Annotated in this window: 11 protein-coding genes; all 11 read left to right on the forward strand. The window is 45.0% G+C overall.

The window, feature by feature from the left end; all coding sequences use genetic code 11:
• The first annotated feature begins 32 nt into the window (after positions 1–32).
• The 11 genes from NYG90_RS05100 to aspA all read left to right on the forward strand — a co-directional run bounded on the left by NYG90_RS05100 (position 33) and on the right by aspA (position 12010).
• Complete coding sequence (locus tag NYG90_RS05100; RefSeq protein WP_285256826.1) at positions 33–980, forward strand: MqnA/MqnD/SBP family protein; 948 nt, start codon at positions 33–35, stop codon at positions 978–980.
• Positions 980–2017 carry a hypothetical protein gene (locus NYG90_RS05105; protein ID WP_285256825.1) on the forward strand — a complete coding sequence of 346 codons (1038 nt, stop codon included), beginning with the start codon at positions 980–982 and terminating at the stop codon, positions 2015–2017. Before NYG90_RS05100 ends, NYG90_RS05105 begins: the two co-directional genes overlap by 1 nt.
• An 85-nt stretch (positions 2018–2102) precedes the next feature.
• Positions 2103–2531, forward strand: coding sequence for a 30S ribosomal protein S6 (rpsF, locus tag NYG90_RS05110; protein WP_285256824.1), 429 nt, complete (start codon positions 2103–2105; stop codon positions 2529–2531).
• Between the two features lie 24 nt (positions 2532–2555).
• A complete protein-coding gene (locus tag NYG90_RS05115) occupies positions 2556–3110 on the forward strand; it encodes a single-stranded DNA-binding protein (protein ID WP_285264791.1) in 555 nt (184 codons plus the stop codon).
• Positions 3111–3119: 9 nt separating this feature from the next.
• Complete coding sequence (gene rpsR / locus NYG90_RS05120) at positions 3120–3374, forward strand: 30S ribosomal protein S18 (protein ID WP_023930631.1); 255 nt, start codon at positions 3120–3122, stop codon at positions 3372–3374.
• Positions 3375–3467: 93 nt separating this feature from the next.
• Entirely contained in the window at positions 3468–3962 is a 495-nt protein-coding gene (locus tag NYG90_RS05125) for a hypothetical protein (protein ID WP_285256822.1), read from the forward strand.
• A 25-nt stretch (positions 3963–3987) separates the two neighbouring features.
• Entirely contained in the window at positions 3988–5454 is a 1467-nt protein-coding gene (locus tag NYG90_RS05130) for a CDP-glycerol glycerophosphotransferase family protein (RefSeq protein WP_285264792.1), read from the forward strand.
• Between the two features lie 3 nt (positions 5455–5457).
• Positions 5458–7950 carry a membrane protein insertase YidC gene (gene yidC / locus NYG90_RS05135; RefSeq protein WP_285264793.1) on the forward strand — a complete coding sequence of 831 codons (2493 nt, stop codon included), beginning with the start codon at positions 5458–5460 and terminating at the stop codon, positions 7948–7950.
• On the forward strand, positions 7947–9452 hold the full coding sequence (locus NYG90_RS05140; protein WP_285264794.1) for a sugar phosphate nucleotidyltransferase: 1506 nt from the start codon (positions 7947–7949) through the stop codon (positions 9450–9452). The genes yidC and NYG90_RS05140 overlap by 4 nt, the downstream gene beginning before the upstream one ends.
• A 142-nt stretch (positions 9453–9594) precedes the next feature.
• Complete coding sequence (locus NYG90_RS05145) at positions 9595–10455, forward strand: DMT family transporter (protein ID WP_285256818.1); 861 nt, start codon at positions 9595–9597, stop codon at positions 10453–10455.
• Between the two features lie 115 nt (positions 10456–10570).
• Positions 10571–12010 (forward strand): aspartate ammonia-lyase, encoded by a 1440-nt coding sequence (gene aspA / locus NYG90_RS05150; RefSeq protein ID WP_285256817.1) that lies wholly within the window; start codon positions 10571–10573, stop codon positions 12008–12010.
• Positions 12011–12251: the final 241 nt, after the last annotated feature.

Here is a 12251-nt window from a genome sequence, read left to right on the forward strand (position 1 = left end):
TGCGCTAAAGCCATCTTAGATTAAGGATTGCTATGCGATTTGGCAAGATCCAATACCTAAACCTTATACCCTTTGATGTGTTTTTGAAGTCCTACCCTATCCCCACGCGCTACAAAAGTGCGGCATTTGCTAATCGCTCCTATCCCTCAAAGCTCAATCAGTCCTTTTTGTTTCACCGCATTGATGCGGGCTTCATCTCTACTATCGCTGGAGCTACCGCCCACCGCAAGCACAAAGCCACGCAAGCAGGTATCATCGCAAAAGGTGCGGTATGGAGTGTGCTAAGTCTAGAATCTAGCTTTGCAAATGGAGATTCAGCTTTACTAAAGAAACATCGGCTATCGCCGAGCGCTTCGCTTGTTTTGGGTAGTCATTCCCTAGAATCCACTTTTGAAAAAGTGGATTCTAGGGTGGATTGCCACGCCACAGCTCACGCAGCGGCTCGCAATGACAATAAAACAGCCCAAAGTAAAAACGCGGATTCTAGCCCACAAGCCCAATCGCCGCAAAAGGACTATCAGTCTGACACTTCCAACGCCCTAAGCACCGTGCTAAACCTACACGGACGCGTGCTTATCGGCGATCGCGCCTTACAATATCGCTTCAATGGCGGCAAGGCTATTGATATGGGGCAAGTGTGGTGGGAGAAGCATCGCCTGCCCTTTGTCTTTGGCAGGCTCTGCTACAACAGCTATGGAGAGTTCTACAACAATATCGCGCGCGCCTTTGTGAAAAAGCGCGTTAAAATCCCGCACTACATCTTGCAAGCACGCGCCAAAGCCTGCGGTATCCCGCCCCACTATATCCGCGAGTATTTAGCCCATATCCACTATCATATCCACGCTAAAGAGCGCGTAGGATTGGAGCGATTTTATCGAGCATTACGGCTAAAGGCGATCAAGCCCCCAAGTAGGATCTACCCGCGCAATGTGGATTCTAGTAAATGCACACCAAATACGCCCTACAAAAGGCAGCTCTAATGTATAAAAAAGAATTTGACGCCCTTTTGCGCACGCACACACCGCGTGCGTGCCTACTCTATGGCGAGAGTGAATATCTCATAGAATCCACTATTAAAAGGCTTTTGCAAGCAAATGCCCTAGAGCCTAAAGTCTTTAACTTTGGAGAATATGCCCTAGCCCCCACGCTAGATATTTTGTCTCAAAGTAGTCTCTTTGGCGATGCGCAATGCGTGGTGCTAAAGCTTGAGAAAAAGCCTAGTGATAAAGAGATCAAAGCTCTTTTAAACGCCCTAGCTCATAATCCTGACCACAGCCTAATCGTGGCGTTTTTCCGCGCTGAAAGCAAGACCCCTAGCCAATATGCACGCGATTGCAAAAGCCTAGGCGTGCATTTTAAGCATAAAGATATTTATGCGAGAAAAGCAAGTGATAAAAGCATTGATGAGAAGAAAAATGGCGTGATAGAAGTGCGCTTTTTCAAGCCAAGCCCCACTGAAGCAAAGGAGCTTTTATCCCAAGAGGCAAGGGCTTTGGGGCTTAGTATCGCTGGCAATTTACTAGAGCCGCTGCTTGCTATGCAAGGCTATGATGTCGCCCTAGCAAAAGCCGAGCTTAGTAAGCTTGCCTTGCTAGATCGCGCCATTACGCAGCAAGACATAGCCCAGCTGTGCTATGGGCTAGGGAGCGTGGAGATAGGAGAGCTTTTGCAAACGCTCTTTAGCAGGGGCGATATAGCAAGGGCGTTTGAGTGTATGCTAGATGGAGGGCTAAGTAGTGAGCTATCACTTGTGGGCGAGCTTGAGCAGTATTTTTATAAGATTTTTTTGTTTGGCGTGTATATCCGCTTGCACGGCAAGCCAGATAGCAAGGAGATTTTAGGCTATGCCCTGCCATTTCAAGAGGCAAACACTCTCTCCCAGCGTGCGATGAAGATTAAAGAGGGGGTGTTTGTAGAGATTTTTAGCCTGCTAGGTGCGTGGCGCAATGGCATTATGCAAGGGCAGAAGTCCATATCTCTGCGCTGCTTAATCAAATTGCAAGCTTTAGTAAGCTAGAATCGCGCCTTTATTTCTTGCTCTTGCCTGCCTTGCAGCCTAGATCTAGGTGTATATGGCAAGGGCTATACCACAAGGAGTATGTATGAAGCGTTATGAGACGATGTTTATCCTAAAGCCCACACTGACGGAAGAAGAGATTAGACAAAAAATCGACTTCTACAAAGATGTCATCACCAAAAATGGCGGTAGTATCGAGACTTGCTTAGATATGGGTATGCGCAATCTCGCCTATGAAATTAAAAAGCACAAGAGAGGCTACTACTTTGTCATCTACTTTACCACACAGCCGCAATCTATCCTAGAGCTTGAGCGACTCTATCGTATCAATGAAGACATTTTGCGCTTTATTGTGATCAAGTATGAGAGCAAAAAGGAGCAAAAGCAGTGGCAAGCCCTTGTCGATAGGGCAAACAAAAAGCCAGAGCCAAAGGCTAAAAAGATAGAATCTAGCGTAGAAACAAACGCGGATTCTAGCCCAAGCCCAGAATCCAGCGCAGAGCAAGCGCAGTAGCACAAGCCCGATAAAGGACATAAAATGTTTAACAAAGTCATCATCGTAGGCAATCTCACCCGCGATGTAGAGAAGCGTTATCTGCCATCGGGCACGGCGATTTCGACCTTTGGTCTTGCTAGCACACATCGCTTCAATAAGCAAGATGGCAGTAAGGCAGAGGAGACTTGCTTTGTTGATGTGAAGATATTTGGTCGCTCTGCAGAAGTAGCAGAGCAGTATCTCCACAAAGGCAGCAGGGTGCTGATTGAAGGGCGGCTTGTGTATGAGAGCTGGGTGGATCAAAATGGCGCGAAGCGGTCTAGGCACTCAATTTTATGCGAGAGTATGAAAATGCTTGATAGAAAGGGAGACTCTCAAGGTGGGGGTGAGTATGGAGAGCAAAATCAAGGCTACTACAACCAAGCCCCAAGCCAAGGCTACGCCAATCAGCCCTACCCCAATCAATCCTACTCGCAGCCACAAAGCCAATTTCAAAGCAAGCCCTATCAGCAAGCACCACAGGGACAGAGCAACGGAAACGGATATGAGCAAAATATCCCAAGCATTGACATCAATGATGATGATATACCATTCTAGGAGAACACAATGGAAAGAAAAAAATACTCAAAACGATACTGCAAATACACAGAGGCAAAGATCGAGTTTATTGATTATAAAGACATCGATATGCTTAAGCACTCTCTATCAGAGCGATACAAGATTATGCCGCGCCGCCTAACAGGCAACACAAAAAAGTGGCAAGAGCGAGTCGAAGTAGCGATCAAACGCGCCAGACATATGGCTCTAATCCCCTATGTCATCGACCACAAAAAAGTCGTAGAAAATCCTTTCAAGCTCTAGGTCCTTTAGGCATAGCTGGTCCTGCGATAAACTTTTACCTAGAGAAAGCTAGGGTCTAAAGTTTATAGCCGCCTATTTTGGCAATGTTTAGAAATGTGGATTCTAGGGCTTAGAGATTTTAGGGGTTTTAGAGTGCAGCTAGAATCCACTTTTACAAAAGTGGATTCTAGCCTTTGCGCGTTTTTTCTGCTTGGGATTCTAAGATTGCGTTTGGATCGCCACGCCGTGCTAACGCAAGCCGATGATAAGGATCTGTCATTACGAGCGAGTATAACGAGCGTGGCAATGCAATGCAAGCGAAGCGATGTTTCTTTAGAAAACAAACGCAGTGCAATTTCTTTAGAAAACAACAAACGCGATGAGTGCAACTCTAATAACGCCAAGCCAAACATAAAAACCACTACCGAAAGGGAAAAATGCATAGCATACCACGACTTAGCCTGCTACTTTGTGCTAGCTATACCTGCTGCTTTGCCTACCTTGACCCAAGCACGGGATCACTGCTTTTATCATCATTTATCGCGCTTATTGCCTCAATCATCTTTCTCTCTAAAAGTATCTTTTATAAGGCTGTTCAAATCGTGGTAGGGGGGGGGCGGAGTCTCTAAACCCCTTGCGCAAGCGCGATACCCACACGCTTGTCTTTTATAGCGAGGGTAAGCAATACCACAATGTCTTCTCACCCATTCTTCTTGCCCTAGATCAATTTGACTATCCCTACACCTATCTCACCTCATCACAAGAAGACTACGATCTCTACCACATTAGCCCACCCAAAAATCCAAATGCCACATTTGCCTACATAGGCGATAGCAATAGCAACGCCGCCATAGCCCAGCTAAACAGCCTAAAAGCCGATCTAGTCGTGATGACTACCCCTCAGCTAGATGTGCTGCAAATCAAGCGCAGCAAGGGTGTCAAGCACTACTGCCACATTATCCACTCGCTTCCACATATCGATATTTATGAGATTTTCGCGCTAGATTATTTTGATAGTGTTTTGACAAACTCCCCTATACACACGGATTTTATCCGCCAAGTAGAATCCAAACGCGCCCTTAAACACAAGCAAGTCATCATCACAGGCTGCACCTACCTAGATGTCCTAGCCCAAAAGCTCCAAGACTATCGACAAACACAGGAGAAATTCGCCTTTTTCCCACAGCAAAAAGCCGCCCAAAACCATAATCAAAAAGTGGATTCTAGCCAAAGCCCCAAAGCCGCCCTAGAATCCACTTTTTCAAAGGATTCAGCTTGCGGGCTAGAATCCCAAAGCGGTGATGAAACAAGCCTAAATCTCCTAGAATCCACTTTTGCCACCTCAACCACCCCCACCGCTCCCACTATCCTTATCGCTCCTTCGTGGGGGCGTGAAGCCCTGCTTAGTAAATATGGCTTTGCTATCATAAAGCCCTTTATCAATACAAGATTCCAGCTCATTATCCGCCCCCACCCACAAAGCTACCTAAGCGAGACTAGCATTTTGCAAGAGTTACAAGAGCACACCAAGCAGTGCAAAAATATCGTATGGGATAGCAATAGAGATAATATCTATGCCCTAGATGCTGCTGATGTGATGATTGGGGATTTTTCTGGGGTGTTGTTTGACTTTGTGTGCTTGTTTGAAAAGCCTGTGCTAACGCCAGAATTTACCTTCTGCAACATCGGCTATGATTTAGAAGACATCTACCCTACTCCGTGGGTGCAAAGCGCGCTACCTCGCATAGGCAAGCAATTCCACCCAAAAGATCTCCACCACCTCCCCACAATCATAGAATCTATGCTTGGTGATAAAGACTCTATGCAAGAAAGCTTGCGAGCGATGAAGCAAGAATTGTGGCATTTCCAAGGAAGCGGAGGTAAGCAGAGTGCGCGGGCATTGCTTGCGATAGAGAGCCAGATCCTAGAATCCAGCCTAGGACACAATCTCCCCTTACACAAAAGAATCCTAGCCATACAAAAGATCCTAGCCACACCAGCCCTAGAATCTAGCACACAAATAAGCTTAGATCCTATCCCCCTCTCCGCACACCAAGCCAAAGTATCCAAAGCACATAAGCCTAATAAGCAAGGAGCATAGATAATGGGCGAGTATTTGTATTATCTCTTCATTTATCCTTTGCAGCAAGTGCTTAGCTTTGGGCTAGATCAGCTCTATACTCTTACACATAATTATGGACTAAGCATTATTGCTCTAAGCCTGCTTGTCAATCTCTTTTTACTCAAGCTCTTTCTCTACACTGATCAAAAGGCAAAAGAAGAAAACGAGCTAAAAGCTATGCTAGATACTAGGATCAAAGCGTGGAAGCGCGTGTATAGTAGAGCCAAGCTCTATGCCTTTACGCGCACGCTTTACCGCCAGCATAGCTACCACCCTATCTACGCGCTAAGGGGGCTTTTGGGCTTGGGGCTGCAGCTGCCATTTTTCTGGGCGATGTATGAGGTCATCAAGTCTGCTAGCTATTTAAATGGCGTGGGCTTTTTGTGGATTAGCGATTTAAAAGCACCAGATAGCGTGGAGATCTTTGGGCTTAGTGTGCATATTTTGCCACTGCTAATGACCCTCCTAACGCTTATCAACGCCCTATATAGCGCGAAAAGTCTAGGCGCAAAGATTCAGGGCATAGCCATAGCCTTGCTTTTTTTACTGCTGCTTTATGATATGCCTAGCTCTTTGGTGCTGTATTGGACTTGTAATATGGGCTTTGCCCTATTAAAAGAGCTATACAAATCCGCCAAAGCAAAGAATCCACCAGCTAAAAGCACACCAAGAGTGCTTGACACACAAGCCCTAGCCCCCTATCGCAGCACTATCGCCCTAATCCTTAGCAATCTCTGCTTGCTCGCGTGTGTTTTCACGCCTTTTGGGCTTTATACAAGCGATCTAGGGAGCTTTAGTCTAGCGGATATACTCCCCACGCTTCTTAGTCTCTGTGGATTCTACTTGCTCGCTAGCTTTGTGCTTATTTATCTATGCAATCACATCTTCTCTCTCCCAATGCTTGCTGTAAAGACTCTAGCCACACTGCTGCTAGCCCTGCTTTTGCTAGCTCTTAGCTATACCTTTATTTTCGTGGGGGATTATGGGGCGATGAGCTTTTTTATCTTCGATCGCCCAGTGATCGCCACAGATACTCAAAAGCTCATCGACTATATCGCAATCCCCACAACCATTATCTTAGCAATCTTTGCCATACGCTATCAGCGCGCCATCATCTCTGCCAATAAGATTCTAAGCATAGTGCTAGTAGTTAGCGCGCTTTTTTATGCAAGCAAGGCAGCTCTTTATGCGCAGAAAAACGCCGCCTTTGCTACCCTTGCTACAAAAACCAGCGATAAGATTTTGGACTTTGCTAAAGAGCATAGAAATATCTTAGTGCTATTGCTTGATCGCGCCGATGGCTACACGATACACAAGCTTCTAAATAATGAGCTACGCTCGCACTTTAGTGGGTTTGTTGATTTTAGCAATGCCATTAGCAGTGGGGAAGATACCCTACCCACCCTTACAAGCGTGATCGCAGGGGAGTATTATGCAGCATATCATATCAACGCCCGCCAAGAGCCTTTAGCCAAAGCCATAGCCCAAGGCTATGCCAGCACGCTAAATAGCTTCCATAAAGCAGGCTTTGATACACGCGCCTTGCTTGATTTCCCCACAGACCCAGCCCACCTCTACCCGCTCCTTGATAGCACGCAAAATATTCTCTTTGATAGCCCATATCGAGGGCTATATGCCACCCAAGAGAGCCAGACTCTCCCGCTGAATCAGCTCATCTCCTTTGGGATTTTCCGCTTATCGACTTTCAAGCTACGGCGCGATGTGTATCGGCGTGGGGCGTGGCTCTTTATCCCAGCGCATTTGCAGACCAATCACTCCCAGATCTACTACGCGCTTCGCCCAATTAGCGAGATGAAAGCCCTAGCAGAGCATAGCAGTGCCAATGCCACAGCCCCGACCTTTACCTTTATCCACAACTCTATCACACACAATCCCTATGCCCTAAATGCGCAATGCAGCTTTGACTCCACAGACTTCATCTCGCCAAATGATGAAGCTTTTGGGCTGCCACAAGGGCATTATAATAGTGAAAAATGCGCGCTTATGTGGGTCGCGCAAATGCTAGATCGCCTAAAAGAGCTAGGCGTATATGATAATACAGAGATTTTCATCACAGCCGATCACGGCGCGCAAAAAACCTTTCTCCCCACTAAAAGCAAGCACCATATCCCGCTTTTTTATAAACCTTTTAATGCCAAGGGAGCTATGGCACAAGACTCTAGGCTCATTGCTAATTATGATATTCCTACGATTTTTTGCGCCAATCTTGAAAAAGGCTGCCCAAATGTCGCCCCAAATATTTTAGAGCATTACCCAAATGATAGAGAGATCATCACATTTAGCACACAAGGCTGGCGATTTGAAGACCATAAGCCTAATGCCTTTATCCTCTATAATTTCCATAAAGTTAGAGGCGATATGTATAATCCACATAATTGGCAAAAAGTGGATTCTAGCCCCACAAGCCTAGAATCCACTTTTCACTCCCATACTCCAAAAAAGCGCGAGCGATGAGAGCCATAATCCTAGCAGCTGGCAAAGGCACGCGCTTAAAGCCTATGACACTCACCAAGCCAAAGCCACTTTTAGAGATCCGAGGTGTGAGCCTGCTAGAAAATATGATTATGCACCTAAGACAAAGCGGTGTAAAAGACATTATCCTAGTAAGCGGCTATAAACACGAGCTTTTTGCCCCCATAGCAAAAGCACAGGGCTTGACACAGCTTGTCTTCCCAGACTATGAGCTATGCAACAGCTCTAAGTCCCTACTCTTTGCCAAAGACTATATATGCAAGGGGAGCATTATCCTAAATGGCGATCTCTACATCACGCAAGGATTTTGCCACTTGTTTAAGAAAAACGCCTGTCAATTCCTAGCGCAAAAAATCCCCCCAAACACCACCGCGTGGGGCTATATCACTGATGAAAACTACAAAATCCTAGATATAGATACAAATGCCAAAGAGGGCTATGGCGATGGGATCGCGTATTTTGATAATGAGCGCGATATAGGTATTTTTACTCACGCCTTGCAGCAATGCCACAAAGATGACTATTGGGAGCAAGCGGTGCTAGATACACTAGGGGCAATCAACTACTACGCCTTTTGCCACGATGATCTCTACACAGAAATCGATAGCTTTAGTGATGCACTCTACCACGCCTTGCTAACCCCAGAGGAGATCGCCTGCCAATGCGCCGATGATGGCAGAGCCACGCGACTTGCTGGCATTACTAATACCAACTACCTAATACACTTCCAAAACACCGCCCAAGTGATACGAATCCCCGGGCTACACACCGAGCAAGTCATCAACAGAGACAAAGAAGCAAAGATTTTAGAGCTTATCGCGCCCTTGCACATCACACCAGAATCCAGATTTTACGGCAGTGGGATAAAAATGAGTGATTATCTAAGCGATCATAAGCCCCTAGATTTTGCGCAAATTAGCGATGAAATTTTAGAGCAAATCGCAAGCAAGCTCCTAGCACTGCATAGTATAAAGCACACCACCTACCCGCATTTTGAGCCTATTTTGCTCTGTGATGAGATCGCTAAATATCAAGCCCTAGCCCATATCAAGCTCACCACCCCACAAGAGCATAAAAGGCTTATGACTATCGCCAAGACTCTTGATAAGCGCGAGCTAGTGCTATGCCACAGAGATTTGCAGCTGCCCAATATCCTCTATAACGCCAGCAATGGCGAGCTACTTTTGATTGACTTTGAGTATGCTGGATTTTCTTGCATAGAGTGGGAGCTTGGGAATCTAGCCGCCGAGCTAGAGCTTAGTCAAAGCCAGATTCTAGCCCTTTTGCACCACTACAACACTAGCGCAAAAAGAATTATCACCTACACAGATGTGCTATATGGCAAGCTAATGGCTAATTATATCTGGGCGTTATGGGGCTGGGTGTATCACAGGATCGATCTAGGGCGAATGTATCTTGCTAGATTCTCGCATAATCTTGCAGAACTTGAAAGCCTAGAATCCACTTTTGAAAAAACGCCCTGAATTGTCATTGCAAGCGAGCTTTGATACTACACAACGCAAAAGTGGATTCTAGTATGAGATACATTGCAAACAATTCTGTGGGCAAACAATCTATGGCGGGGTTTAATGCTATTTTAAGACTAAAGCCCATAAAGGAGTAGCGATGATAAAGGGACATATTTTTGCGCTAAGTAGTGTGTTTTTCTGGTCGGCTTTGTATGTATGTGTGAAGATCCTGCTAGGGTATTTCTCACCCTTTGAGCTGCTGATTTTGCAATTTGGACTAGGCTATTGCTTCTTGCTACTCTATCGCCCAAAATACTTGCATTTGCCACTTCAAGATGAGCTAAGGATCGCCTGTGCTGGGCTATGTGGGATAGCTATATATAACTTATTTTTAAATCTTGCTATGGAGCAAACGACCGCTTCAAATGTGAGCATTATCATCGCTACTGCGCCGCTATTTACGGGGATATTTAGCTTTATCTTGCAGATAGAAAAGCCTTATATTAACTTTTTCTTAGGCTTTGTGCTGTGTATCGCTGGGGTAGCACTGCTTAGTCAGGGCTTTAGCATTAACCCTGTGGGCGATGTGCTAGCACTGATCTCTGCGCTGGGCTGGGGGGCATACTCGGTGCTAATAGTTAGGATCTTAGCTAGAGGGTATGATTTGGTGCTTATTACAAGGCGTATGATTTTTTATGGGATAGTGTTTTTGCTCCCGGGGTTTTTGCTCTTTGACTTTTCTCCAAACCTAGCAGCCCTAAGCGATCCAAAAGTCTCTATCAATCTTTTGATAGTCGCTTTTTTTGCCTCTGGGCTGTGCTTTATCCTGTGGAATCGCGCGACCACGCTCATTGGCGCGATACAGACAAATATCTATGTCTATCTAACCCCCATTATCACCATCTTTGTGGCGATGATCTTACTAGGTGAGCGCATAGGGCTTATGGGCTTTGTGGGAGTCGCGCTTACCTTGCTTGGTGTAGCCCTTAGCGAGTGGCGCAAGAAACAAGCTTGCTAGAATCTAGATCTAGTGGGATGCAAGTTGGGTGGATTTAGATTATTTTTAGTTTATAAAGCTAGAATTACGCCTAAGTTATCACTTGTGATAACACATTTCACCCAAAGGAGTTATTATGGGAAAACGCGTAGAACACGATTTTATAGGAGAGCTAGAAATTGCTGATGATGTGTATTATGGAGTGCAAACTTTTAGAGCTTTGCAAAACTTCAACATCACAGGTGATAAACTCAGTGGCTACCCAAGCTTTATCAAAGCTTTTGCACAGGTAAAAAAGGCAGCAGCTCTAGCAAATAATGAGCTAAAACTACTAGATGATAAGAAAAAAGATGCTATTTGCAAAGCGTGTGATAGGCTTATCGCTGGGGAATTACGCGATCAATTTGTCGTAGATATGATCCAAGGGGGCGCAGGGACTAGCACAAATATGAATACAAATGAAGTGGTAGCAAACCTAGCGCTAGAAATTATGGGGCATAAAAAGGGTGATTATCAACACTGCCACCCAAATGACCATGTCAATCTCTCTCAATCTACAAATGATTCTTACCCAACAGCTATCCATGTAGCCCTGTATGATGAGCTTTCAGCCCTTGCAAAAGATATGGAAGTGCTGAAAAAATCCTTTGAAAATAAATCAAAAGAGTTTAAAGATGTGCTAAAAATGGGACGCACACAGCTCCAAGACGCTGTGCCTATGACTTTAGGGCAGGAGTTTCACACTTTTGCAGTGATGATGGGCGAAGATATTACTAGAGTGCTAGAAGCAAGAAGCCTTGTAACAGAAATCAATATGGGCGGCACAGCAATCGGCACAGGGATAAACTCTCACCCAGACTATCCAAAAATCGTGCAAAAACACCTTTGCGAAGTTACAGGACACCCTTTCAAAACTGCTGATGATTTGATTGAAGCCACCCAAGATACAGGCGCGTATGTGCAAGTAAGTGGTGTGCTAAAAAGAGTAGCGGTAAAACTCTCTAAAGTATGTAATGACTTGCGTTTATTAAGCTCTGGACCGCGTGCTGGGCTAAATGAGATAAATCTACCTAAAATGCAACCCGGAAGCTCCATTATGCCCGGAAAAGTAAATCCGGTAATTCCAGAAGTGGTCAATCAAGTGTGCTATGCGGTTATCGGTAATGATGTAACTGTGAGCTTTGCAAGTGAAGGCGGGCAATTGCAGCTCAATGTATTTGAGCCAGTTATCGCCTATGGGCTCTTTAACTCTATCTCTATGATGAGAAACGCAATGCTTACTCTTGCGAGTAAATGTGTAGATGGAATCACAGCAAATGAAAAAGTATGTAGTGATTTTGTGTATAACAGCATAGGTATCGTTACTGCGTTAAACCCATATATCGGCTATGAAAACTCTGCGTCTATCGCTAAAGAATCTTTGCAAACAGGCAAACCGGTAAAAGAAATCGCATTAGAAAGAAAGCTTTTAAGCAAAGAGCAGTTAGATGAGATTTTCCAACCAAAAAATATGCTAAACCCTCATATGAGTGCGGAGGATAAAGCGAAGTTTCAAAAGAATTCGCCATTTGTGTAAAATCTCAAGCATAAAGGTGAAGCCTAAATGTGCCCTTGTGCTTTAGGAAACTCTCACGCTATAAGCTTTAAGCAGCTTGTGCGTGAGAGCCCAATGCACCAAAAGCAAAATTATTAAAATCTGGATTCTAAAACACTTGTCATACTTAAGCGCAGCGAAGTATCTTAATGTAATCTAAAACAGATTTTCGCTTTTTCAAAAGCTCAAAGACAAAGAGACAACGCAGTTAAATAAGATTCTA

This window comes from Helicobacter zhangjianzhongii, assembly GCF_030249855.1.
Classification (GTDB): Bacteria; Campylobacterota; Campylobacteria; order Campylobacterales; family Helicobacteraceae; genus Helicobacter_B; species Helicobacter_B zhangjianzhongii.